The sequence below is a fragment of the Kocuria atrinae C3-8 genome, from assembly GCF_000286355.1.
Lineage (GTDB): Bacteria > Actinomycetota > Actinomycetes > Actinomycetales > Micrococcaceae > Kocuria > Kocuria atrinae_A.
Map to the genome: position 1 here is coordinate 1 of NZ_AJXN01000016.1, position 23,382 is coordinate 23,382.

Sequence of the window (23,382 nt, forward strand, 5' to 3'; positions counted from 1 at the left end):
CGTCCTGCCGCCCGCCGCGCGCGCTCGAGCGCAGGAAACACGCGCGGCTACGGATCTGAGCGGTGCGGGGATGGCGGTCGATTCCGCGATCTTGGCCGCATGCGCGGACGGGACCAGGCGGCGCCGTCGGCTGCGGTTCAGCTACGTGGACCGTCGCGGGAGGCATTCGGAGCGGTGGGTCGAACCACACCAGGTCTCGTGCCGCGGCCAGGTCTGGTACTTGGCGGCGTACGACGTCGCTCGCGAGGCTTGGCGTTCATTCCGCCTCGATCGCATGGCTGAGGTCCGCATAGGGGATTGGGTGTTTCGTCGCAGGCCGGATGCTGCCGAAGCGCTGGAACGAACGCTCGATCCCGTGCCGTTGGAGGCCTATGAACACGAGGTGGTGCTGCACGTGCGATGTTCGATCGAGAGCGCGCCGGACTTCATGACCTGGGACGGCGCGATCCTCCGCGAACTCGAACCGGGTCTGTGCGAGTACGTCACGGGGACGGATGATCCTGAAGAAGCGGCGTCGTGGTTGACCGGGATCGAGTACGAATTCACGGTGATCGAGGATCCGGAGGTCCGAGAGGCCGTCGCAGAGCTAGGGGAGAGGTTGCTCCGGGCGGCCGGTGTCGCGCCACGCGAGTGGTGAGCGGGAGGGCTATGGCGCCAGCCGGTGCCTCAGGCGCGAGCTTCGCGGTCCAACAGGCTCTGCTTGATGTCGAGCCCCCACGCGAACCCGCCCAGTGAACCGTCCGTGCGAAGCACGCGGTGGCATGGAACGAACAGGGCCGCGGGGTTGCGGGCGCAAATGGATGCTGCCGCGCGCACGGCAGATGGACTCCCCAGGGCACGAGCGAACTGCGAGTAGTTCAGCGGTTGTCCTGGTTTGATCTGCCGGAGCGCATTCCACCCTGCGAGCTGGCCAACGGTGCCGTGCAGGTCGACCTCCACAGCCTCGACGGCGCGCACATCGCCCGCGTAGTAGGCCTCCACAGCCGATGCCGCGTCCACGGTCCCCTCCTCGATGTCGGTCGGGCGGTTGGCCGCACGAATTCTCGAGGTAGTGTCCTCCGCGGACGAGGTCCACCCGGAGGCGATGACTTGTCCTGCGTCATTGCTGACTACCGTGAACGGTCCGTCCGGGGTGTCGATGGTTTGAAATGTGGCGGTCATGAGGGGTCTCCTTCGGGCGACTGCGCGGGCACGGTGGGCGCCCTCCACAGGTGGGTGGTCAGGTAACTGCGCCACGGCGATGCCTGGGTCGACCAGGCGAGAAGTTCGGCCTTGTCTGCGGGCAAACCGGCCCGGCGGGCACCGGCGCGCAGAGCGCCGTCGTCGATCAGGAACACGTCCGGATCGCCGGTGACGCGCATGCGCACGTAGTCAGCGGTCCAGGGGCCCACACCTTTCAGCGCGAGTAGGGCCTTGCGCTGTTCCGCGGGATCGTCGCCGAACCCGAGGCGCAGCTGGCCTGTCGCGATGGTTTCGGCCGCGTTGAGGACGGCGTTCTGGCGGGCTTTCGGGCCCCGCAAGACGGTGCTGCCTCGCTCCGCGATGGCGTCCATGGTGGGAAACATGTGGGTGAGCCCGGGCGCGAAGTCGGGAGCGGAATCACCCAAGCCGGCGGTGATCCGGGCGAGGATCGTGCGTGCGGCGGCCACCGATATTTGTTGGCCGATCATGGTGCGGATCAGGAGTTCGTGCGGATCCATGCAACCGGCCACGCGGACACCGGGTAGGGCAGCGACCAGCGGACGGATGGCTGGCAGGGAGGCGAGGGCGGTGTCCACGGCGACCGGATCGGCGTCGAGATCGAACAGCCGGCGGACGCGAGCCATGAGGACGGGGAGGTCCTGCATCTCGGTGACCCGAGCTTGCAGGCGGAGGTTGCCGTCGGATTCGGGTGACAGGTAGACCCTGAACCACGCGGGTCCGCCCGGCAGCCGGATGACGCGTGCGTAGGAGGAATCATCCGTGAGTTCAACGCCGGGAATGGCGCGCGCCGCGAACCAAGCGAATAGGCCCGGAAGGTCGATGGGTTCTCGATAGCTCAGGGAGAGATCCACCGTGGCGGTGTCGGCCTGTGCAGTGCGGTGACCGTGCGCCCGGACCTGTTGGGGCGAGAGGTCGTACACCTCCCGAACCGTGTCGTTGAACTGGCGGATGCTGCTGAATCCGGCCGAGAACGCGATGTCCGACATCGGCATGGCCGTTTGCGTGAGGAGCACCCTGGCCGTTTGGGCACGGTGGGCTCGGGCGAGTGCAAGCGGGCCCGCACCCGTTTCGTCACGCAGAATGCGGGTGAGATGGCGGGTGGAGTAGCCGAGTTGCTGCGCGAGCCCAGAGACCCCGTGCTGGTCGACCACGCCGTCGTTGATCAGCCGCATGGCTCGGCCCGCAACGTCTCCGCGGAGGTTCCATTCGGGGGAGCCGGGGACGGCCTCGGGCAGGCACCGTTTGCATGCTCGGAACCCCGCGGCGTGGGCGGCTGCGCTCGCGCGGAAGAACCGCACGTTCTCGGGTTTGGGAGTCCGCGCAGGGCAGCTGGGCCGGCAGTAAATCCCGGTGGTTTTCACGGCCAGGACGAATTGACCGTCAAAGCGGTGATCGCGCGATTGAACGGCGCGATACCGCTGGTCGAAGCTCATGTCCCGGAAGTTCATGTCATAAGACTGACACGCTTCCGAGCGCTGGACTAGCGGTTTTCGGACATGGCCATGGGGGGGGGGTGGGAATTAGGTGCGGGGATGGCGTTCGGCCGGGTTGGTGCTCCCCCGGGCATCGTCTCGCCCGAAGACGCCGACCGAGATCCAGGCGATGGCCACAATCGCACCGCCGAGAGCCGCATAGGCCTGAGATGTGTCGAAGGCCGCGAACCCTGCACCGTAGAGGATGGTGATGACCAGAGCGATGAAAGCCAGAGTTTGCCGTTTCATGACTTGAGTGTGCCAGCCCCGGAAGCGACGGGCTACTGACATTTGTCACGATTCGGACGCGGTTTCCGATCAGCGCTCAGCGCAAGCCCTCACCAGCCACCCGTTCACACGCATAGGCTTTTAACCCCGAACCATTGATCGGAGAACCCATGCGCGCGATGACCTTTTCCCAATACGGCGGCCCCGAGGTCATAAAATTACAAGACATGCCGCGACCGGTCCCCGAGGCGAATCAGGTCCTGATCCGCACCGTCGCCGCGGGCTTGAATCCCGTGGATGCATTGCAGCGGCAGGGCACCTTCAAGCTGGTCCAGCCCTACACGTTCCCCAAGATCGCGGGCAACGAATTGAGCGGCGTGGTCGAATCCGTTGGCTCGCTCGTCCGCGATTTCCAGCCGGGGGATCGCGTCATGACTCGCACTGGCTCCCAGCAACTGAGTGCGCTGGCTGAGTACGTGGCTGTGGACGAGGAGTTCGTCGCAAGGGCACCCGAAAGCATCCCGCTGTCGGATGCGGCGGCCATTCCCTTGGCCGGGCTGACGGCCCAGCAGGCGTTGGGCCCGGAACGCCTCGATCTTCAGGCGGGCGAACGGCTGCTGATCACGGGCGGTGCCGGCGGCGTCGGCCTGTTGGCCATCCAGCTCGCCAAGCTGATGGGCGCGCACGTGACGACCACGGCGTCGTCGGCGGGCGAGAAGCTGGTGCGTGAAGCCGGAGCGGATCACGTGATCAACTATCGCGGCCGGAAAATCTCCGACGGTGGCGAGCGTTTTACCAAGGTTCTGGACCTGGTGGGCGGCGAGACCGTGGCCGATCTGATGTCCACTGTGGAGCGCGGAGGGGCCGTGGTGAGCATTGCGGGTCCGCCCACCCCCGGCAGCTTGGCCGAGGAAACCGACCTTTCCAAGCCCAAGGCGGCGCTGGTTCGCGCCGTTGAAGAGGCCCTGAGCTTCAAAGTTCGCCGCTCGGCCAAGAAGGCCGGGGTGACATTCGAGTTCTTCCTCATGCACCCGGACGGCGAGGGCCTTGCCCAGTTGGCAGCCTTGGTGGATCAGGGCAAGCTGCGGGTCACGATCGACAGCCGCTATCCACTCGATCAGTTCCGAGCCGCATTCGAGCAGCTGGAGTCCCGGCGTTCCAAGGGCAAGGTTCTGGTCGAGATCTCGGCCTAATTCGACCCAGGACGACGACGCCGCGTGGGCACCCAGCGCTGGTGCCACGCGGCTACTTGTCCGGGTTCAATGCGGCGATCGCACCACTGAGTGCCGTAGCACCGCTGGTCCACACCGCGTAAGGGGACAGCAGCAGACCGAGGCCCGCGTGGGATGCGCCCGCGCGGCGAACCAGGTCGATGGAGCTCACCGCCAAGGCACCGGCTTCAATGGTCGACACGACCGGGCGCTCACCGCGGAAGAACAACCCACACCACGCGGCATTGAGAGCAAGGTTGGTCCCGAGTGCTCGCGAATAGCTCTTGAACTCGGCGGCGTCACCGCGTCCGTGCGCATCGGCGAGCACTTTATAAGAGACGTAGGCAATGTCCGCGTACAGGGCCGTCCACACGATGGGGAAAGCTGCGGCCGGCGGCTGCCAATCAGGCTTGCGAAGGGACTTGTACCAGCTGTTCTCGGGGTCGGTGAGGAGTGTGCCCACCGCGGCGCAAGCGCCCACTGCCGCAGCGGTGCCGAGCGCGATCTTACGGCGGTTTCGCCTGCTCTGGAGGGTACGTTCCCGTCGGTAGGGGAGTTCTTGGTGCGACTGACGTGGGACTTCACGGGGACCTCTTCCCTGGATTACCTGGTGGACAGCATGCTTCTCACTCTTTTTATCGGGATTTCTTGTGAAGTGCTACTAAGGCAGCCCCTAGAACCCCCACGGCCACATCGGTCAGGGTGTCCAGCGGTGGGATATGGATGTCCGGGGTGACCAAGAGGAAGCCGAGAAGCTCCATGACTTCCCATACGACGGCCAGGACCAGTCCGGCCACGGAACAGATAGCCAGGCGCTGCCGTGTCTGGAGATGACCTCGCTCCGGTGACTTGCGAAGGACATAGTTCCAGGCAATCCACACCAGCACGTAGGTGCACAAGAAATGGATCACCAAATCCCACCACCAGATGCTGCTGTACACCTGCTCCGCGGCACTCACCCCGGCAATGAGCATGACCAGGCTGGTTGCCGCGCGAGCGTAACCGGTGCGGAAGCACAGGAACGCGACAACTTGCCCGAGTCCCACGAGTAGTAAGACCGCCACGTCGATCCAGCGTCCCTGAATGCCGTAGATCAGGGCGAAGAGCAACCCCGTGAAGCACATGCTCGAAGCGACATATTCACTGGCGGGGCTTCGGTCAGCCACGCGGCACTGTCCAGCGAGATCGCATGCGTTCCCACGGTTTCTGTTCGGCCCAGTTGGTCCGCATGGTCATACCCGCCATGCGTAGCTGCCGCACGATACGAGGCGTTGAAGCGGCCGCTCGCCACGACACCAGCATTACGTTCCGGTGATCCAGCAGGACCTTCTGGTCGGGGCCCAGTTGGAAGCTGAGGTCGTAGTCATCATGGATGTCCGGGGACAAGTGCACGCGGTCTCTCGCGGAGTGCCACCACGCTGATGTCATGGCCATGTTCGATCCCCACAGGGCCACATGACCGAGCGCGAATCCGCCCACGAGTCGGTAGGTGTAGGAATACAGGGCTCCAGAGATTCGCCCCAGCGCCGCGAAGCGGGGTCCGAATCGAGCGATCCCGGTGACTGCCACGACTTGAGTTCTGCCACCACGAGACGAGTGCCGCTCTAGAGCCGTCACCATGCGTTCGACCCAGCCCGCGGCCGGAATGCTGTCCGCATCGCAACGCAGGATCGCGGGGTGCTGAGCGGCGTCGTACCCCGAGCGAACCGCAAATGCGACACCGGGGATGTCTTCTCGGAAACACACCACGTCGGGGAATTCGCTCAGGACTGCCGCAATGTCATCGGTGGAGCCGTTGTCCACCACGATGATTTCGTCCGGTTGACGGGTCTGGCGGCTCAGAGCGCGCAAGCAACGGTGTAGATACGCGGAGTCATTGCGGGTGGGTATGACCACGCTGCACTTCATAGGTCTCCAGGCCGGTGAGAAGGGGGTTACCTGAGACTCTACGTGGGAATGGTTCTTGGTGCCCAGGCGACGACCACAGCGTTTGCTCACCGCCGGGTCATTGCCCCAGTGGCTTGATGCGCTCCCAGGATTCAACGGGCCCATCGATCACAGCGAACAGCGGATGCGGAGCGGGCTTACCCACGGAATCCAGGTGCGCACGGCCCCAGTCAGGATCACGCCCTTCGACTTTTTGTCGAAGGAACGCGAGCTCGTACTCGAGCTGCCCGGAGGTCACGTTCATGGGGTCTGGGTTCGTGGAACGTTCGAGTGCAATTCGTCCGCGATCAAAGTTGTAACCGCGCCTGTCGGCTTCGTCCGCAATGGCGTGCAAATAATCCGCGATCGTTTGGAGGGGATCCGGGCGGTCGCGGAAACGCTCGAGCTGAGGATGGCGGGTGTAGCCCTTGGTCTCGCCGCGGAGAACCTTTTGGGCCAAGAGGGTCTCCCGCCAGCCGGCGACCAACGCGCGTCGATCCAACAGGGCAGGGTCCAGCGACCAAAGTCTCATGGGCCCATTGTGCCCTTTGTCTCTCCAGGTCTTGAGGGAGATTGCGTTAGGGAATCTCCAAGTGTGCTCACGTATCATGACGGCGTTCCTGCACCCCACACAAAGCGAATGCGTGATGTCCCTAGCCTCTGTCCTCCTGCCCGCCCAAGCAGCTGGTGCTGCTGAACTCGATGGTCTTGCAGGGTGGGTGGTCGACGTTATGGAGGCGATCGGTGCCCCCGGTGCCGGTCTGCTGGTCGCACTGGAAAACTTGTTCCCGCCGTTGCCTTCGGAAGTCATTCTGCCGCTGGCGGGATTCACCGCGAGCCAGGGAAATTTCAGCCTGTTCGGTGCGATCTTCTGGACCACGCTCGGTTCCGTGGTCGGTGCCATTGCGCTGTACTGGATCGGTGTGGCACTGGGCCGCCGCCGGCTGCGAGTGATCGTGGACAAAATGCCCCTGGTGGATCTGGATGATCTGGATCGCACGGAAGCCTGGTTCGAGCGCCACGGTAAAGCCACCGTATTCTTCGGGCGGATGGTTCCCATTTTCAGATCATTGATTTCCATCCCGGCCGGAATTGAACGGATGAACTTTCCGCTATTCGTTGTGCTGTCTGCTGCGGGGTCACTGATTTGGAACAGCATTTTTGTGGTGGCGGGTTACTTCCTGGGTGAGAATTGGCACATCGCGGAACAGTACGCTGGCGTGTTCTCACGCATCGTGGTCATTGCTGTTCTGGCATTCTTGATCTGGTGGGTTGTGCGTCGCGTACGCCGTAACCAGAGGAATCGGGCCGTCTGACCCATGTAAATCGTTTGGGACCCGGGCCAACCAGAAAGCGGGTGGATCCATGAACCTCATGGGCATCTTGGGTGGCCTGGGTCTTTTCATGGTTGGTGGCGCTTATCTGATGCTGGCCAAGCAGGGTGCGGCTGGGCTGACCGCTCGGAACAGTGCGGTGGGGATCCGCACCAAGAAAACTCAATCTTCCGCTGGTGATTAAGGCAGATGTCGCTGCTGACAGCGCGCACGAGACCCGGGACTAAATGTTTATGTCCGGTGGTCGCTAGTCATGTCTGCGCGGGATGCCCCCAAGACATCCCGCGGCACAGCTGATTCTGAGGACGTGTGGACACGTCCATACATATATAACACCGTTATTGGGGTACTGGCCAGTACCATTGCGGAGTGGCCAGACCCAGGAAGTTTGATGACGAAACTCGCGCAGCGCTGATTCGCGATACCGCCGACCAAATTGTGACCGGCGGAGTCGAGTCAGTTTCTTTGCGCCCGTTGGCAGCCAAGCATGGCTGTTCAACCACCGCGATCTACACCATGTTCGGCAGCCGTGATGCCCTCATTGAGGCTGTCGTCTACGAGTCCGTGGGAAGCTTCACCCGGTCGCAGGAAAGCGTTCCAATCACCGGGGATCCCCTGGAAGACCTCTGGGAGCTTGGTAGGGCATACCGTCAGTGGGCGCTCAAGTACCCAGCTCTTTACGTGGTCATGATCGGACGCGGCGGCAAGCGCCCGGACATCAGCCCCGAGGAGTTCACGGAAGATTCCCCCAGGATGATCGCCGCGAAGAAGGCCATCGAGTCACTTTTCAAGCGGGTGGCCGAGTGTAGGGCACAAGGAATTCTGGGCGATTACCCCATCGAAGAAATGGGCAACTCCATTTGGGCGGGCGTTCACGGCTGGGTTTCTATCGAGGCAACCCGTCCCGTGATGATCGGACAAGACCCCGACGCCGCGTACGACCGCTACATGCAGTCGCTCGTGCGAGCGTGGGCGCCTACACCTCAGCAAGGCTGATACCGGCGGCCAGCATCCGAAGGGTGCTTGGGCACTTCAAGCGACCCCCCGACGTCGTGAAATACTCGTTTGCATGAGTGCACAGGGTGAGTTCAGATTCCGCTTGGCCGATCGCTTGGACGGGGTGGATTCCTCGCCGGTGCGGGACCTGCTGGATGCGGTCTCGAAGGAGGGCGTGATCTCCTTTGCCGGCGGTGTGCCGGACCCCGCGTATTTCGAGGTGGAGGACATCCGCGCCGCCTACGACTGGGTCTTCGAGAATCACGCCCAGCGCGCGCTGCAGTACGCATCGAGCGAGGGTGAATTCGAGCTCCGTGAGCAAGCTGCTTTCCGGATCAGCCGCTACTTGGAGACGACTCCCGAGCAGATTCAGGTCACCACGGCTCCCAGGAGGGCTTGTTCGTCGTAGCGCAAGCACTCGTGAACCCCGGAGACGTGGTGCTCGTCGAACGCCCCACCTACTTGGCGGCAGTTCAGGCCTTTGAACTCAACGGTGCACGCCTGATTGGGGTTCCCACCGACGAGAACGGCGTGATCCCGCACGAACTCGAGAAGCTCATCGCGGAGCACTCTCCCAAGTTCGTGTACCTGATCCCGTCCTTCCAGAATCCCTCGGGAGTGTGCATGTCGGTGGAGCGGCGCGCGGCTGTGGCAGACGTGCTCCTGCGTACTCACACAGCACTTGTGGAGGACGATCCATACGGTGAGTTGTGCTTCGAGGGTGAGCCACTGCCGCCCATTGCGTCAGAACCGGGCATGTCCGCGCAGACCATCCTGCTCAACTCCGTCTCCAAGGTCATCGCCCCGGGCGTGCGGATCGGATGGATGCGTTCGGAAGGCCCCATCCAGTTCACGCTCACCGTTGCCAAGCAGGCCATAGGACTACAGTCCCCGGTCCCGGACCAGCTCGCGGTCGCGCGGTACCTGGCCACCGCCGACGTCGAGGCTCACTTGGACAAGGTGCGTCCCGTCTACGCCATGCGCGCCAAAGCCATGTACCAGAGCTTGCAGCGCATCCTTCCCGATGGCGCCGAGGTCACCCAGCCCGACGGCGGCATGTTCTTGTGGGTGCGCCTCGGCCACGGAATCGACACCACCCGACTGCTGGAGATCGCCCTCGACGAAGGCGTGGCCTTCGTGCCCGGTGCGTCGTTCTTCGCCCACGATCCGGACCGCTCGACCATGCGCTTGTCCTTCGTGACCCACTCACCCGAGGTGATCGACGAGGGGCTGGACCGCCTGGGCCGTGCGCTGGCCAAGTACTAGAGCTTGACCCTCACGCGACGTCAGGGCGAACAGTAGGGGTTGTGAGAGATGCTGAAGCCATGACGCAAGGACCCGAGGCAACCGGAAATCCAACGGGAGATGAGCTGCTGACGGTGGGAGCGGCGTCGTCGTTAATTGGCGTGAGCGTACGGACGCTGCATCACTGGGACCATATCGGCCTGGTGAGCCCCAGCGGTCGCACGAGCACGGGATATCGCCTGTATTCGGCGGACGACGTCGCCCGGATCCACCGTGTGCTTCTCTACCGGGAGTTGGGGTTTTCGCTGACCGAGGTGGGCGAGATTCTGGACGACCCGTCCGTGAACGAGTCTGCGCACCTCGAGAGGCAGCGTGAGCTGCTGGCCGAACGCATCGATCACCTGCAGCAGATGGTCTGCGCAGTAGATCAGATGATGGAGCGCAAGCCATGAACAAGAAACTCACTCCACAGGAACAGAGCGAGATTTTCGGCCAGGACTGGAACCCCGAGTACCAACGGGAGGCGGAGGAACGCTGGGGCGATACCGACCAGTGGGAGCAGTCGCAACAGCGGGCCGCCAAGATGTCCAAGGAGGACTGGCAGCGGATCAAGGCCGACGGCGATCAGCTCAACCAGGACCTGGCCCAGGCCGCACGAGACGGCGTGGAACCGGGATCGGAACGAGCCAACCAACTGGCCGAACGACACCGCGAGTCGATTGCGCAGTTCTACGACTGCACTCACTCGATGCAGGTGTGCCTGGCAACCATGTACACCCAGGATCCGCGGTTCACGGAGTACTACGACAAGCTCGAACCCGGGTTGGCCGACTGGCTGTACCGTGCGGTGGCTGAAAATGCCCGGGCTCACGGTGTGGACCCGGACAATGCCACGTGGGAGTAAATAAATCGCCCCGTGGATAGCACGTGTGATGGATGACGCGCTGTCCACGGGGCGATTTCTCAGCCCACATGTCAGTGATCTCCGGCAAGATGGAGGGTGAATCCACACCAGCGAATGGCGCGCTCGCGCGCCCCGGTGAGCCGTGTCGAGAGGACCCCGCATGTCCGTGAAGCCCCTGCCCGTTCCCGAATTGGATGCAACCCTCGATCGATTCCTGGCCACGGTCCGGCCACTCGTGGACGATGCCGCGTATGAGGAGACCTCGCAGGCAACCCAGGAGTTCCGGAAGCAGCATGGCGATGAGGTGCAGGCCGGCTTGGAAGAATTCGCCCGCGACGAGAACGCGGCCGGCAACAGTTGGCTGTCCGAGGACTGGCTCAGTGGTTACCTGATGACCCGCACGTCCTTGCCGCTCACGAGCAACGTGGGCTTCCAGATCACGGGTGACTTCGGCGCCCCGGGTCTGGGCCGGGCGGCCGAGTTGGTCTACCGCGCGGCATCGGTGCATTTGCAGCAAGTGCGCGGCGAAACCCCCGAGGAAGTGGACCCCCGCGGCAACCACATCAGCATGCAGCAGTGGCGCTGCATGGAGGGCGGGCTGCGGCACCCGGCCGAGGAAGTCGACGAAATCATTCGCCCGGAACTCTCCGCTGCGGATCGCGAGATCGGCGTGATTCACCGCGGCCGCCTGTATGCGGTGCCCGTGAGTGACCAGGACGGTCAGCCGCTGTCGCTGCGCACCCTGGCCGAATCATTGCGTTCGGTCATCGACGGCGCCGAGGCCGCCACCGAGCCCGAACTTCCGTTCGGCACGCTGTCCTATGTGGGCAGCGAAAAGGCCGCGCCGTTGCTGGAGGAATTGACCGAGAACCCCCACAACGCGGAGATCTACGACCGGATCACCCGCATGATCTTCATGGTCAATGTGCTGGATACCCAGGCCGAGGTCATCGAGCACCTCGAGCATTCGGCCTTCGAGGTGGGTCACGCGTGGGCCTACAAGCCATTGACCTATGAGGTGTGCCTGGCCGACGACTGGCTGGCCATCCACGTGGAACACAGCACGGTGGACGGCGCCACCATCCTGGCTGCGGTGGCGCGTATGCAGGAGCTGGCCATCCCGGAGCAGCCGGTCGCCTCCGAGATCGCATCGCCGGAGCCGCTGACGTGGGACCTGAGCGAATCTTTACGCTCCACCTTGCTCGAGGAACTGGCCGCCTACCGCCGCGACGCCGCGCTTCACGGCGTGCACCGGGTCTTCGTGCCGCGGCCTCACAAGGCCGAGCTCCCGTTCCGCATCAGCGACGACGCCGCTCAGCAGCTCATCATGCTCTACGCCCAGTTGGCCACCTACAACAGGGTGCGCAGCGTGTACGAGGCCGTGGACATGCGCGAATACCAGGCCGGCCGCACGGAGTGTCTGCGCCCGGTGACCTCGGAAGCCGTGGAGTTCGTCGCGGCCTTGCAGGCTGGCGAGGCGACCTTGGAGCAGTTCCAGGCAGCTCTGGATGCCCACCGCAGCTGGGTCAAGGCGTGCAAATCCGCCCAAGGCATCGACCGGCACCTGCTCGGCCTGCAGTATGTGGCCGAGCGGAATGGCGTGGACACTTCGTTCTTCGCCAACCCGGGTCTGACGACCATGCGGCGTGATTTCCTGTCCACCACGTCCATCGGTGGGCCGGAACAGATCGTGCGCTACGCCTTTGCCCCCACCACTCCGGAGGGTTTCGGGATGACCTACACGCGCCTGTCCGACGGGTACGAGTTCTGCATCAACTACCGCCGGGACACCTCCGAGGACCTGGAAGGTTTTGCACGGAACCTGACGGTTGCTGCCGAGAAGCTGTGGGAGTTTGTGAAGCGGGTGGGCTAGGGCCTTCTGGGACGCAGCGAGGGGCACGGTCACCTGCCACACTTACCCCATGGCTGAGATGAGTTTTCGCAGGGTCAAGTACTTCCTGGCCGCCGTGGATGCGGAGACCATGACGGCCGCGGCGCAGTCGCTGCGGATGGCGCAGCCGGCGTTGAGTCGGCAGATCAAGCTGTTCGAGCAGGACCTCGGTCTGACGCTGTTCCGGCCCAAAGGCAATCGGCTCGTGCTCACCACGGCGGGGGAGCGGCTGGTGCCCATGGCGCGCAGACTGATGGGTGAAGTGGACCGCTTCGAGCGCGGCGCGGCCACGCTGAGCACGGGTCGGGTCTCGACCCTCACAGTGGGCACCACGGAGGCCACCCTGCGTAACCTCCTGGCACCGTTCATCGCCACGCTCGGCCCGGACGATCCCGTGGTAAACGCGCGCACCGTTATTCAGGCGAATATCCCCGTGGCGTTGCGCGAAGGCTGCGACGCCGCCATCTCCACCGCCCCCATGCAGGGCGAACTGGTCTCCGAGCTACTCGGTTCCGCACCGATCTACGCGTGCGTCTCCGCGCGTCACCCGATGGCGCTCGCGGGCGTGGTCGAGGCGCCCATCGAAGACTTCGCCGATCACGCCGTGGTCCTCCCGACCCACCGCAACGCGAGCCGTTACCTCCTGGATTTCGCGGTCTCCGCCGCGGGCATCCGGTTCCCTTCGGTTATGGAATCCGACGACGGCCAGGCCATCATGCGCTCGCCGCCTCCGGGACCGCCACGGGATTCACCTCCGAACTCCCGCGGTTCGGGGCCCACCCCATTCGCGTTCTGGTCCCCGAGATGCGCAGTTCTCACGGACTCATAGCCGACGACGCCGCTCGCGTACCTCTCGCACTCCAGCTCCACCTCGTGTGGCCACGCGGGCATTACGCCCACGAACAACTGCTCGAACTGGCCGGTAGGCTGTCACAATTTTTGTCCCACTGGGCCGCCGCCGACTGGGGTGGCATGGACGAACCCTGGAACTATGCCTGAACGGCATGAACACAGTACTTAAGAGGTATTTGACCCCTTGCGATCCGGGTCACATAGTGAATACCTACACTCTCGGTGCCCTACATCACACTGTCAGGGTTCCGCACCACCGTTCTTTCGAGGTTCTCCATGTCCAGCACTTCAGCTTCCCCCGCTGGTGGCGTTGATCCCGCGCCCGCCCAGCGAGTCCACGATCCGAAGAAGGCCCGTCGTGCCCTGTGGGGCGCATACGTGGGTACGTCCCTTGAGTGGTACGACTTCTTCCTGTTCGGCACCACGTCCGCCATCGTGTTCGCCCCGCTGTTCTTCGGCGGCGACGATCCCGCACTGGCCACCATCAGTTCGTTCCTGCTCTTCGGCGTCGGCTTCATTGCCCGCCCCGTCGGCGCGCTGCTCGCCGGTCACTTCGGTGACCGCATCGGCCGCCGCACCATTCTGATGATCACCATCGTGGCCATGGGCGTTGCATCGACACTGATCGGCTTGCTGCCGACTTACGAAACCGCAGGTCTCGTAGCGCCCATCCTGCTCGGTGTACTCCGCTTCGTGCAGGGCATGGCCGCCGGTGGTGAATGGGGCGGTGCCACACTGATGGCCGTAGAGAACGCACCCGAAGGCAAGCGCGGCTTCTATGGTGCTGTGGTGCAGTTGGGTTCGCCCACCGGCACCATCCTGTCCAGCGTGATCGTCGCGGCGGTTGTCGCGGCGTCCGGTGAACAGTTCCTCGAGGGTGCCTGGCGTATCCCGTACCTGATCTCCATCCTGCTGGTCGCCGTGGGTGTGTGGATCCGCCTCAAGGTCGACGAGACTGATGACTTCAAGGATGCCGAGGCGGCCAAGGCCGCCGCGCCCGCCGAGAAGGAAAGCGCACCGGTTGTCGAAATCATTCGCACGGTTCCGGGTCGTCTCCTCGTGGGCATCGGTACCTACCTGTTCGGTAACGCCGGTTTCTTCATGCTCACCACGTTCATGATCAGCTACGTGGTCGACGAGTTGGGTCTGCCGTCCACCGTGATTCTGAACGCCATCACGTGGGGCGCCGTGGCACAGATCGTGACCATGTTTGCGGCAGGAAAGATCGCGGACAAGACCAGCCCATCCACCGTGGTGGTTGCCGGTTACGTGATTGCCGCGCTCGTGGCATTCCCCATCTTCTGGCTCATGGACACTCGTTCCACCGCCATGATCACCGTGGCCTGATCCTCGGCCTGGGCTTTGCCTCGATCGCCTACGCCCCCGTGGGCACCGTGCTGACCCAGCTGTTCCCGGTCAAGATCCGATACTCGGCGATTGCGCTGTCCGCCAACCTCGCGGGCGTTGTCGCGGGCTTTATGCCCGCACTCGCGGCAACCATCCTGGTGGCAACCGGCGGTGGCTCTACAGGCCCGGCCATCCTGCTGTTCGTGATCGCAGTGATTTCCCTGGTCTCCTCGATCATCGCGCGAATCATGATCCGCCGCGATGACGCGCAGGGCGTCGACCAGATCAGCGGGGACCTGCTCAACCGCAAGTAACTGCATGAGGAGTTACCCATGACAGAGCGTCCCACCCGCAACCTCACCGTCATCAACGCCGTGGTCTACGACCCCGGCAGCGCGTACGAAACCGCACCACGCGGCGTCGTCGTCAACGATGGTGTGATCACCTACGTGGGCAGTTCGGAGCAAGCGCGAGAGCGCAGCGCCCCGGACGCCCGGTGATCGATGCGGGTGGGCGCTTTCTCATGCCGGGGCTGATCGAATCGCATGGCCATCCGGGCATGTATGCCAAGAGTCTGCTGCAGGTGGATTGTCGCCCCGCCGTGACAGGGACTGTTGAGGATATTGTCGGTGCCCTTCGAGAAGCGGCCGAGAACGCGGAACCCGGTGAATGGATCGCCGGCTGGGGATACGACGAACACCGTATGGACGGCCCCGGCCCCACGCTGGAGGACCTGGACCGCGCCGCACCCGAGAACCCCGTGTTCCTTCGCCGTACGTGCGCGCACATGGCGCTGGTGAACACCGCCGCACTGGAGCTCATCGGCATCACCGACGAGACCCCGGATCCGTCCGGCGGCTGCATCGTGCGTGATCCCGAATCGGGGCGCGCCACGGGCCTGCTGCAGGAAAAAGCGATGTCCCTGGTCGACCTCCCCACGGACACCCCCGAAGGCATGACCGAGGGCATGCGCCTGGCGCTCGATGACCTGGCCAGCAAGGGCGTCACCACAGTTCACGACATGAGCTCCGGCCCCACCGAGATGGGCGTCTATCAAACCCTGCTCGCGGAGGGTGCACTCTCGGTGCGCTTCCGGCCGTGGTACTTCGCGCTCGCGCAAGGTGAGTTCCCGGGCAGTTACGACGCCGTTCTCGGCACCGGCCTGCGCAGCGGTTTCGGAAACGACATGCTGCGCTACCAGGGTCTCAAGTTCGTGCTCGACGGTTCCGTGGGCGGGCGCACCGCCGCGGTGGCTGAGCCGTTCGAGGGCAGTTCCTCGCGCGGCATCCTCTACTACGACACCTCCGAGATCGAACCCCTCGTGCCAAGGCCGTCGCCGCAGGGCAGCGCGTGGCCGTGCACGGTATCGGTGAACGTGCCGTGACCCAGGCGCTGGACCTGATTGAAGCGGGCGGCCGGGACGCGGCGGACAGCGCGCAGAACACCGGCGGACCATCGGATGAGACCGGTGAGACCAAGGCTCACGATCTCTACGACACCGTGGTGCGATCGCGCCGTCATCGGGTGGAACATTGCGGGTTGCCCAACCAGGAAGAATTGGACCGGCTGCGGGACGGCAACATCATTGCCGCAGCATCTACCGCGTTCCTGTTCGAGCTCGGGGACAGCTACCTCAACAACTTGGGTCCGGAGCGCATCAAGCGCACCTACCCGATGCGCACGTTTATCGATCACGGCATTGACGCGCCCATCAACTCGGATTTCCCAGTCACCACGCCCAACCCGTGGTTGGGCATGTACGCCGCGGTCGCCCGACGAACCTCCTCCGGTAGGCTCCTGGACACCGTGCAGAACATCTCCGTGGCCGAAGCAATCGCCGCGTTCACCACCGTTGCGGCTCGTGCTTCCTTCGAAGAGGATCGGTTGGGGCGAATCGCGGAGGGGTTCCTGGGAGACCTGGTGCTCATGGACCGTGATCCGTTTAGTGTTGAGACTGAGGATCTCAAGGACCTCCGGCCGGTTCTGACCGTGTGCGACGGACGGGTCGTCTACCGCGATGAAGGGGAGAACAATGACTGAAACTCCGGGTATGCCCACCATGTTGAATCTCGAGTGGGAAGAGCGGATCGTGCCCGAACGGTTCGCCGGTCAGACGGTGATCGTCACGGGCGCAGGTGCTGGTATCGGCCTGGCCACGACCTCCCGGATTCTCCGCGAGGGCGGCCGCGTGGTCGCAGTGGACCTGAACACCGATGGTCTGGACGATCTCTCCAGCGAGTTCTCGGAGTCCCTGGTGCCCGTGCAAGCGGACCTCACGGATCCTGACGCGATCCCCGGCATCCTGTCAGCCGCCGACAATCGCGTGGACGCCTGATCAACAACGCCGGTGTGATGGACAACTTCGCACCGCTGCACGAGGTCACGGACGAGACGTGGCAAAAGGTCTTCGCCGTGAACGTCGACGCCATGATGCGCCTGACCCGCGCCGTGATCCCCTTGATGCTCGAGGCCGGTCACGGCAGCGTGGTCAACCTGACCTCAGAGGCGGGTCTGCGCGGTTCCGCTGCGGGTGCCGCCTACACCGCTTCCAAGCACGCCGTGGTGGGTCTGACCGTCAGCTCTGCTTTCATGTATGCCACTCAGGCATTCGGTTCAACGCGGTGGCGCCGGGTGGCGTGGCCACCGGCATCAAGCTTCCGGCGGACATGTCCGAGTCCGGCGCAGTTCGCTTGGGAGGAGTGCGCTCCAACATGCCGGGCATGGCCCAGGCCGCGCACCTGGCTGCCAGCATCACATTCTTGGCCTCCAATGACAGCGTGAACATCAACGGAGCCATCCTGCCCTCGGACGGCGGCTGGTCCGCGGTCTGATCACCGTCTGTTCTACGGTGGCCGGCTGAGGTCGCGCCGGTCACCGAGAACAGTCTGAGGGACCGCACGGGTAGGCCCGGTAGCGTGGACCATTCAGCCGCGAACGAGGGGATACGACTGCATGGGCGCCACCGCACGACCAACCGGAAAACCACAACCGACCGCAGAACCGCATCAGGTCACCGAGCATCGCAATATCCCCGGCAACATCATCCGTGGTGCCCTGATCGGCACGGTGGAAACCATCCCGGGAGTTTCCGGTGGCACGGTGGCGCTGGTCGTGGGGATCTACGATGAGCTCATTGATTCCGCGTCCCACGTGGTCAGCGCCGGCAAGCGCGCCCTGTTGGGCCCGGATCGAATGGCCGGGGTGAAGGAGAACCTGGCCAAGGTGCACTGGCGCATGATCATTCCCGTCATGTTGGGCATGGTCCTGGCCGTCTTCACGATTGCGGGTCCTATGTCGCGCGCGGTCGAGGATCATCCCGAGGTCATGCGGGCCTTGTTCTTCGGCATGGTACTGGTCTCGGTGGCGGTACCCATCCGCTTGGCGGGCAGGAACTGGCGTGCAATCGACTGGATCATGGGTATCGCCGGGTTCCTCTTCGCGTTCTTCATAGTGTCGATTCCGCCCACCACGGTGGAACCGAATCCCGTGATCATTGTGTTGGCGGCCGCCATCGCGGTCTCCGCGCTGTTGTTGCCGGGACTGTCCGGCTCGTTCATCCTGCTCACCATCGGCCTGTACCAGCCCACGCTCAAGGCCGTGGATGAGCTGGACCTGGGCTACCTGGGGCTTTTCATGGTGGGTGCGATCATGGGCATGGCCGTTCTCGTGAAGGGCCTCCAGTTGTTGCTCGCCTATCGCTACCGCCCGACCATGGTGGTCCTGGCCGGGCTGATGCTCGGAGCGCTGCGGGCGCTGTGGCCGTGGCAGATCGACGACCGTACGCTCGAAGCACCCGGTGACAATTGGCCCATGCTGCTTCTGGTGGCTGCTGTGGGCGGCATCGTTGTGGGGATCTTGATTTACGTGGACGTCAAGATGGCCACGCGGCGCGCGCAGTTGGAGGCAACCCGGGTGGATGCGGATGAGGCTCGCTAGGACTTGTTCTCACGCGGCGGCGGGGGCGTGGTTCCCTGCCCCGTGAAGTAGGCGACCACGCGCCCGTCGGCCTCCAGAACGACGTCGCAGATCTGGTTCCTGCCAAAGCTCACCCGGCGCGTAGCGGTCGCCGTCACGATCTGGCCGGCGTGGGCCGGGGCGACAAACGTGATTTCCGCGTTGCGGGTGACAATGCGCGTACCCGCGGTCGCGCAGCAGTAGGCGAGAGTTGTGTCGGCCAGGGTGAACAGGTAGCCGCCGTGGCTCATACCGTGGCTGTTGGCCATGTGATCGGCGATGGGCATGGTCATGACCACGCGTCCCTGGTCGATGTCCCCCAATTGGATGCCCAGGTGCAGTGGGGCGGGATCATTCCGCAAAATCTCGTGAAGCATTTCGCGGATTGCGGGCATGTCATTCGGGTCGGCGTTCATGCGGGTCCTCCGAGGGGAGCAGAAATAGCAAAACTTTTTACTACCTTAGGTGCCCGCTGGTGATTTGAGGAGTGCCCGGCGCAAAAGAACGTGCCCCGCACCAGAAGGTGCGGGGCACGTTCACTAGGAAATCAGTGAAACGGAACCTCAGTGCTTGAAGCTGAAGATCTTGTGGAACAGACCCAGCTTGAAGTCGATGACGTCCTTGACGAAGTTGATCTTGTGACCGAACAGGCCGCCCAGGATGTCCTTGCCGCCGGTGTGACCACCGGTGTGGCCGCCGCCGGTGCTGCCGCCGTCCTTGCAAGGGTCATAAGTGGAGCAGGAGGTCACGGGGTGGCTGGGAGCCGGGTGGAAGAAGGTGGCCTGTGCCGGAGCGACAGAACCGAAGGTCAGGGCGCCGAAAGCTGCGATGGCGGTACCGGTCTTGACGATATTCTTTTTTACGGGTTTCCTCCAGATATTTGATGCGCCTGCCCCCGCAGGCGTCGAACTAAGAAGCCCATGTCGCGAGTGTCGGTTAGGTTCCCCCAAACCTTCTCCCTGACCTGGACGTAACCAACGTAACAACCGAGAATCACCCGTGGATGAATGTGATTACCCACACTTGCGACCGGCTTCTTGTGAGTTCATGGAGCCTACTGACTAGGAACAACGCGGAGAATGGTGGGGAGAGCTCCGCGGTGACCCTGGCGGGTTTGAAGGACGTAACAACGAGGGAGATGCAGTGGATCGCAAAGCCGAACCGGTGACCGGCCGGCAGCTTCAGGATGTTGAATCCGCAGTCTCGAAACGGGACTTCGACCGGGTGACGAGCTCGATCGACGCCATGCCCTCGGGCCAGGTGGTCGAGCTCCTGGAACGACTGAGCGTGCGTGATCGGGCACTGGTGTATCGCATGCTTCCCAAGGACCGTGCGTCCGTGGTGTTCGAACGTTTGGATGCGCCGCTCCAAAAAGAACTGGTCGTGGGGTTGCAGGACGAGGACGTCGCCGCGATCTTCGCGGGGTTGACTCCAGATGACCGTGCCCGCCTGGTTGATGAGCTCCCCGCCACCGTGGCTACCCGATTGCTGCGGGACCTCCCGGACGACGAGCGGGAGCTCACCTCCGTGGTGCTGGGCTACCCGGAGCGCTCCATTGGGCGTCGGATGAACCCCGAGTGCGTGACCACCCACCCGCACCTCACCGCCGGAGAGAGCTTGCAGCGCATCCGTCACGGACTGCAGCGTGCGGAGACGATCTACACGATTCCCGTGACCGATGACTCCCGGAAGCTGGTGGGCGTTGTGGGGCTGCGCCAGGTGATGGGTGCCGATCCCGAAACTCCCGTGGCTGAGCTGATGAGCGAGGCGGATTCCGCGACCGCGACCGAACCTGCGGAGGAGGCGGCACGCCGCTGCGCGGGGTTGCGATTGTTGGCCATGCCCGTGGTGGATCACGAGGATCGGCTCGTGGGCATCCTGACCGTGGACGACGCCCTGGACATCCTCGAGAACGCCGAATCCGAGGATCAGGCGCGCATCAGCGGTTCCGAGCCCCTGCGTCGTCCGTATTTGTCCACTCCGGTGCGCACTCTCGTGCAAGCCCGCGTGGTCTGGCTGCTCGTGCTGGCGATCGGTGCGACCCTCACAGTCCAGGTGCTCGAGGTCTTTGAATCCACGCTCGAGCAAATGGTGGTGCTATCCGTGTTCATCCCGCTGCTCATCGGCACGGGCGGCAATACGGGTAATCAGGCGGCCACATCCATCACGCGTGCACTCGCCCTGGGTGATGTTCGCCCGCGAGACGTGGCCAAGGTGGCTGCGGGAACTGCGCGTGGGCGTGAGCTTGGGCCTACTCCTGGGAGCTGCGGGCTTTGTCATCGCCGGAATCATCTACGGGGCCTCGATCGGCGCGGTCATCGGCCTGACCTTGGCTGCGATCTGTACCTTGGCTGCCACGGTGGGTGGCCTCATGCCCCTGATCGCCCGCGCCATCAAAGTGGACCCGGCGGTTTTCTCCAACCCTTTCATCACCACGTTCGTGGACGCGACCGGCCTGGTGGTCTACTTCTTCATTGCTCGCGCCATTCTGGGATTGGGCTAGAAATGTGTTCCATGCTTCCCTGGGTCTTTATTTTTAGACCCCATCGTGCTTATGGTCAGACCACAGGGATCGAGTCTCCATTCCCGGTCCCATGAGTGATCCGGAGGTTCATGATGAAGGCAGCACGGTTTTACGACCGAGGCGACATTCGTATTGAAGAGATTCCCGAGCCCACGGTGGCCCCGGGCGAGGTGGGAATCAAAGTGGCCTGGTGCGGCATCTGTGGCACTGACCTGCATGAGTACAAGGACGGGCCCGTTTTCTGCCCCACCCACGACACCCCGCACCCCATCTCGGGTGAGACTGCTCCGGTGACTCTCGGGCACGAGTTCTCCGGAGTGATCGATGAACTCGGTGAAGGCGTGGAAGATCTCGAGGTCGGTCAGCACGTGGTGGTCGAGCCTTACATCATTGGTGACGAGGTGGACACCGGTCCTGAATCCAAGGATTACCACCTGTCTCCGAACATGAACTTCATCGGTCTCGCCGGACGCGGCGGCGGCCTGGGGGAGCGCATTGCCGTCAAGCGCCGCTGGGTGCACCCGATTTCGGACTCCGTGAGCTTGGACGAGGCCGCCCTGATCGAGCCACTATCTGTGGGATATCACGCCGTCGAGCGCTCCGGGGCCAAAGCCGGGGACGTAGCAGTGGTGGGTGGTGCCGGCCCCATCGGTTTGCTGACCGCCGCCGTGCTCAAGGCCCTTGGTATCACCGTGGTGGTGTCGGAGCTCTCCTCCCTGCGTCGCGAGAAAGCTCTGGAGACCGGCGTGGCAGATTATGCGCTGGATCCACGGGAAGTGGACGTGGTGAAGGAAGTTCAGAAGATTACCGGCGGTAAAGGTGCGGATGTCGCGTTCGAGTGCACGTCGGTTCAGGTGGTGCTGGACACCTTGATGGATGCCCTGCGACCCACTGGCGTGCTGGTCGTCGTATCGATCTGGGCGGAACGGTCCAACTTCGATATCCATAAGCTGGTCATGAAGGAGATCGACCTGCGCGGCACCATTGCATATGTGAATTCCCACCCCGCCACCATCGAGCTCGTGGAGTCCGGCAAGATTGATCTCAAGCCGTTCATCACCGGCAAGATCGGGTTGGAAGGTCTTGTGGATGAGGGGTTCGATACGCTCATCCACCGCAACGAGACTGCGGTCAAGATTCTCGTCTCCCCCTCGGGTGAAGGACTGTAAGTAGTCCTCGGCAGGCTCTAGATGGTTGCGAAAATCCCGGCTTGGCTCGCGATCGAGTCAGGCCGGGATTTTCGACGTCGCAGGGATCAGTCCACGGTCACTCGGACGGGCACCGGGGGTAGCTTCTTCACGAACGGAGCGCACATCCAGGAGGGCGACGTCCGTTGCGCGCTGGAGGCGCACCTGGCGGATGGTGAACAGCGCAAGGGCGACTGCGCCGACCGCCAGGGCGAGCACAGGAAGCAGCGAACCCTGGAACAAAGCGCTCATGGATCCCAGGCCGTAAACGATGCCTCCGAAGGCGAAGACCGAGAGCAGCACGGAGAAGGCGCCCAGGGGAATCTTGCGGGTCTCACCGGTCGTCTTGATGAGCACCAGACCCAGGAGCAGCACGAGCATCCCGACCGGAAGCATCAGGCCGAAGACCCAGCGCCAGTTCAGGGCATTGACGATCATGCCGGAGATGGTCGGGCCAATGGCCGGAGCCACTGAGATCACCACGGAGTTGAGTCCCATGATGGTGCCGCGGTGGGCCGGGGGAACGTAGGTGAGGGTGGTGGTCATCAACAGCGGCAGGATGATGGCCGTGCCGCCGGCCTGCACAATCCGACCCAGAAGGACCACGGCGAAGCTTGGCGCGAACGCAGCCATGGCGGTACCGATCCCGAACAACAGCAGGGCCGCGGTGAACAGGCCCTTGGTGGTGAAACGCTGGAGCATCCATCCGGTCGTGGGGATCACCACGGCCATGGTCAGCATGAATCCTGTGGTCAGCCACTGGGCCGTGGCCGCAGTAATGCTGAAGTCGGCCATCAGGTTGGGCAGGGCCACCGTCAGGACCGTTTCGTTCAGAATCATGATCAGAGCGGAGGTCACCAGCACGGAGATCACGGCAACGATGTGCTTGGTGGCGGGGCGCTCCGGTTCGAGCTCGAGAGCGGATCGGGCGGCCGTATCGGCTACCGCTTGGAATTGGCCGGTGGTCGGCTCATCCTGAATGTGGGCATGGGACATGCAAGTACCTGTTTCTCAGAGGGGATTACACTCAATAATGGCACTGAATGCCACTTTGGCATAAGTGACATAAAGCCGTGGGGTTGGTCACAATGGGGTGCCGAGCGTCAGG

Annotated in this window: 30 protein-coding genes and 2 pseudogenes; 22 read left to right on the forward strand and 10 right to left on the reverse strand. The window is 63.6% G+C overall.

Translation table 11 applies throughout. The annotated features are described in order from the left end of the window. Positions 1-637 (forward strand): helix-turn-helix transcriptional regulator (locus YO9_RS0102245; RefSeq protein ID WP_016996061.1); only part of this gene is annotated, 637 nt, incomplete at its 5' end. 29 nt (positions 638-666) lie between these two features. Here YO9_RS0102245 and YO9_RS0102250 read toward each other — a convergent pair. The 3 genes from YO9_RS0102250 to YO9_RS16390 all read right to left on the reverse strand — a co-directional run bounded on the left by YO9_RS0102250 (position 667) and on the right by YO9_RS16390 (position 2,924). Then, positions 667-1,161 carry a methylated-DNA--[protein]-cysteine S-methyltransferase gene (locus YO9_RS0102250; protein ID WP_016996062.1) on the reverse strand — a complete coding sequence of 165 codons (495 nt, stop codon included), beginning with the start codon at positions 1,159-1,161 and terminating at the stop codon, positions 667-669. Beyond that, positions 1,158-2,651 (reverse strand): AlkA N-terminal domain-containing protein, encoded by a 1,494-nt coding sequence (locus YO9_RS0102255; RefSeq protein WP_016996063.1) that lies wholly within the window; start codon positions 2,649-2,651, stop codon positions 1,158-1,160. The genes YO9_RS0102250 and YO9_RS0102255 overlap by 4 nt, the downstream gene beginning before the upstream one ends. 72 nt (positions 2,652-2,723) lie before the next feature. Then, entirely contained in the window at positions 2,724-2,924 is a 201-nt protein-coding gene (locus YO9_RS16390; RefSeq protein ID WP_223285978.1) for a hypothetical protein, read from the reverse strand. Positions 2,925-3,082: 158 nt separating this feature from the next. Here YO9_RS16390 and YO9_RS0102265 point away from each other — a divergent pair, with 158 nt between their 5' ends. Continuing rightward, positions 3,083-4,096, forward strand: coding sequence for an NADP-dependent oxidoreductase (locus YO9_RS0102265; RefSeq protein ID WP_223285979.1), 1,014 nt, complete (start codon positions 3,083-3,085; stop codon positions 4,094-4,096). Positions 4,097-4,148: 52 nt separating this feature from the next. On the opposite strand, the gene YO9_RS0102270 is transcribed toward YO9_RS0102265, so the two are convergent. The 4 genes from YO9_RS0102270 to YO9_RS0102285 form a co-directional block, all read right to left on the reverse strand. After that, complete coding sequence (locus tag YO9_RS0102270; RefSeq protein WP_016996066.1) at positions 4,149-4,595, reverse strand: TspO/MBR family protein; 447 nt, start codon at positions 4,593-4,595, stop codon at positions 4,149-4,151. A 154-nt stretch (positions 4,596-4,749) separates the two neighbouring features. Continuing rightward, a complete protein-coding gene (locus YO9_RS0102275) occupies positions 4,750-5,280 on the reverse strand; it encodes a hypothetical protein (protein ID WP_016996067.1) in 531 nt (176 codons plus the stop codon). Continuing rightward, positions 5,273-6,010, reverse strand: a complete 738-nt coding sequence (locus YO9_RS0102280; protein WP_262925543.1) for a glycosyltransferase family A protein — start codon at positions 6,008-6,010, stop codon at positions 5,273-5,275. Before YO9_RS0102280 ends, YO9_RS0102275 begins: the two co-directional genes overlap by 8 nt. Positions 6,011-6,119: 109 nt before the next feature. Beyond that, positions 6,120-6,572 (reverse strand): pyrimidine dimer DNA glycosylase/endonuclease V, encoded by a 453-nt coding sequence (locus YO9_RS0102285; RefSeq protein WP_016996069.1) that lies wholly within the window; start codon positions 6,570-6,572, stop codon positions 6,120-6,122. Between the two features lie 199 nt (positions 6,573-6,771). On the opposite strand from YO9_RS0102285, the gene YO9_RS0102290 reads away from it, so the two are divergent. The 18 genes and pseudogenes from YO9_RS0102290 (at position 6,772) to YO9_RS0102350 (ending at position 18,545) form a co-directional block, all read left to right on the forward strand. Further along, positions 6,772-7,356: a DedA family protein gene (locus YO9_RS0102290; protein WP_016996070.1), complete on the forward strand. Its 585-nt coding sequence runs from the start codon at positions 6,772-6,774 to the stop codon at positions 7,354-7,356. A 49-nt stretch (positions 7,357-7,405) separates the two neighbouring features. Then, complete coding sequence (locus YO9_RS16395) at positions 7,406-7,558, forward strand: hypothetical protein (protein WP_016996071.1); 153 nt, start codon at positions 7,406-7,408, stop codon at positions 7,556-7,558. 185 nt (positions 7,559-7,743) lie between these two features. Then, positions 7,744-8,370 (forward strand): TetR/AcrR family transcriptional regulator, encoded by a 627-nt coding sequence (locus tag YO9_RS0102300; protein WP_031272522.1) that lies wholly within the window; start codon positions 7,744-7,746, stop codon positions 8,368-8,370. A 73-nt stretch (positions 8,371-8,443) separates the two neighbouring features. Then, positions 8,444-8,779, forward strand: coding sequence for a hypothetical protein (locus tag YO9_RS16400; RefSeq protein ID WP_223285980.1), 336 nt, complete (start codon positions 8,444-8,446; stop codon positions 8,777-8,779). Next, positions 8,767-9,636 carry an aminotransferase-like domain-containing protein gene (locus tag YO9_RS0102305; RefSeq protein WP_223285981.1) on the forward strand — a complete coding sequence of 290 codons (870 nt, stop codon included), beginning with the start codon at positions 8,767-8,769 and terminating at the stop codon, positions 9,634-9,636. The genes YO9_RS16400 and YO9_RS0102305 overlap by 13 nt, the downstream gene beginning before the upstream one ends. A gap of 59 nt (positions 9,637-9,695) precedes the next feature. Further along, positions 9,696-10,067, forward strand: a complete 372-nt coding sequence (locus tag YO9_RS16405; RefSeq protein WP_223285982.1) for a MerR family transcriptional regulator — start codon at positions 9,696-9,698, stop codon at positions 10,065-10,067. Beyond that, positions 10,064-10,519 (forward strand): TipAS antibiotic-recognition domain-containing protein, encoded by a 456-nt coding sequence (locus tag YO9_RS16410; protein WP_223285983.1) that lies wholly within the window; start codon positions 10,064-10,066, stop codon positions 10,517-10,519. Before YO9_RS16405 ends, YO9_RS16410 begins: the two co-directional genes overlap by 4 nt. Positions 10,520-10,679: 160 nt before the next feature. Continuing rightward, positions 10,680-12,392, forward strand: a complete 1,713-nt coding sequence (locus YO9_RS0102315) for a choline/carnitine O-acyltransferase (RefSeq protein WP_016996073.1) — start codon at positions 10,680-10,682, stop codon at positions 12,390-12,392. A 58-nt stretch (positions 12,393-12,450) separates the two neighbouring features. Further along, positions 12,451-13,239: a LysR family transcriptional regulator gene (locus YO9_RS0102320; RefSeq protein ID WP_223285984.1), complete on the forward strand. Its 789-nt coding sequence runs from the start codon at positions 12,451-12,453 to the stop codon at positions 13,237-13,239. Next, positions 13,215-13,409, forward strand: coding sequence for a hypothetical protein (locus tag YO9_RS16415; RefSeq protein WP_223285985.1), 195 nt, complete (start codon positions 13,215-13,217; stop codon positions 13,407-13,409). The genes YO9_RS0102320 and YO9_RS16415 overlap by 25 nt, the downstream gene beginning before the upstream one ends. Positions 13,410-13,538: 129 nt before the next feature. Next, the gene (locus YO9_RS0102325; RefSeq protein ID WP_223285986.1) at positions 13,539-14,609 is read left to right on the forward strand and encodes an MFS transporter; all 1,071 of its coding nucleotides are present in this window, start codon (positions 13,539-13,541) and stop codon (positions 14,607-14,609) included. Positions 14,610-14,647: 38 nt separating this feature from the next. Beyond that, a complete protein-coding gene (locus tag YO9_RS16420) occupies positions 14,648-14,923 on the forward strand; it encodes a hypothetical protein (RefSeq protein WP_223285987.1) in 276 nt (91 codons plus the stop codon). 18 nt (positions 14,924-14,941) lie between these two features. After that, positions 14,942-15,109 (forward strand): hypothetical protein, encoded by a 168-nt coding sequence (locus YO9_RS16425; RefSeq protein WP_016996074.1) that lies wholly within the window; start codon positions 14,942-14,944, stop codon positions 15,107-15,109. 23 nt (positions 15,110-15,132) lie between these two features. Then, positions 15,133-15,993: an amidohydrolase gene (locus YO9_RS19535; RefSeq protein WP_262925547.1), complete on the forward strand. Its 861-nt coding sequence runs from the start codon at positions 15,133-15,135 to the stop codon at positions 15,991-15,993. Beyond that, positions 15,960-16,649 carry an amidohydrolase family protein gene (locus YO9_RS19540; protein ID WP_262925544.1) on the forward strand — a complete coding sequence of 230 codons (690 nt, stop codon included), beginning with the start codon at positions 15,960-15,962 and terminating at the stop codon, positions 16,647-16,649. Before YO9_RS19535 ends, YO9_RS19540 begins: the two co-directional genes overlap by 34 nt. Then, complete coding sequence (locus tag YO9_RS19545) at positions 16,642-16,944, forward strand: SDR family NAD(P)-dependent oxidoreductase (RefSeq protein ID WP_262925545.1); 303 nt, start codon at positions 16,642-16,644, stop codon at positions 16,942-16,944. Before YO9_RS19540 ends, YO9_RS19545 begins: the two co-directional genes overlap by 8 nt. Before the next feature lie 17 nt (positions 16,945-16,961). Next, positions 16,962-17,440, forward strand: a pseudogene (locus tag YO9_RS19550) (SDR family oxidoreductase). A gap of 121 nt (positions 17,441-17,561) precedes the next feature. Further along, entirely contained in the window at positions 17,562-18,545 is a 984-nt protein-coding gene (locus tag YO9_RS0102350) for a DUF368 domain-containing protein (protein WP_016996076.1), read from the forward strand. Here YO9_RS0102350 and YO9_RS0102355 read toward each other — a convergent pair. Next, positions 18,542-18,979, reverse strand: coding sequence for a PaaI family thioesterase (locus YO9_RS0102355; protein ID WP_016996077.1), 438 nt, complete (start codon positions 18,977-18,979; stop codon positions 18,542-18,544). The two genes, YO9_RS0102350 and YO9_RS0102355, sit on opposite strands and share 4 nt — an antisense overlap. Positions 18,980-19,126: 147 nt before the next feature. Continuing rightward, positions 19,127-19,312 carry a hypothetical protein gene (locus tag YO9_RS0102360; protein ID WP_016996078.1) on the reverse strand — a complete coding sequence of 62 codons (186 nt, stop codon included), beginning with the start codon at positions 19,310-19,312 and terminating at the stop codon, positions 19,127-19,129. 496 nt (positions 19,313-19,808) lie between these two features. Here YO9_RS0102360 and mgtE point away from each other — a divergent pair. After that, positions 19,809-21,066, forward strand: a pseudogene (mgtE, locus tag YO9_RS0102365) (magnesium transporter). A gap of 113 nt (positions 21,067-21,179) precedes the next feature. After that, positions 21,180-22,256 carry a 2,3-butanediol dehydrogenase gene (locus tag YO9_RS0102370; RefSeq protein WP_031272528.1) on the forward strand — a complete coding sequence of 359 codons (1,077 nt, stop codon included), beginning with the start codon at positions 21,180-21,182 and terminating at the stop codon, positions 22,254-22,256. Between the two features lie 57 nt (positions 22,257-22,313). Here the strand turns inward: YO9_RS0102370 and YO9_RS0102375 are convergent, their stop codons facing one another. Beyond that, a complete protein-coding gene (locus YO9_RS0102375; protein ID WP_016996081.1) occupies positions 22,314-23,270 on the reverse strand; it encodes an MFS transporter in 957 nt (318 codons plus the stop codon). Positions 23,271-23,382 lie beyond the last annotated feature (112 nt).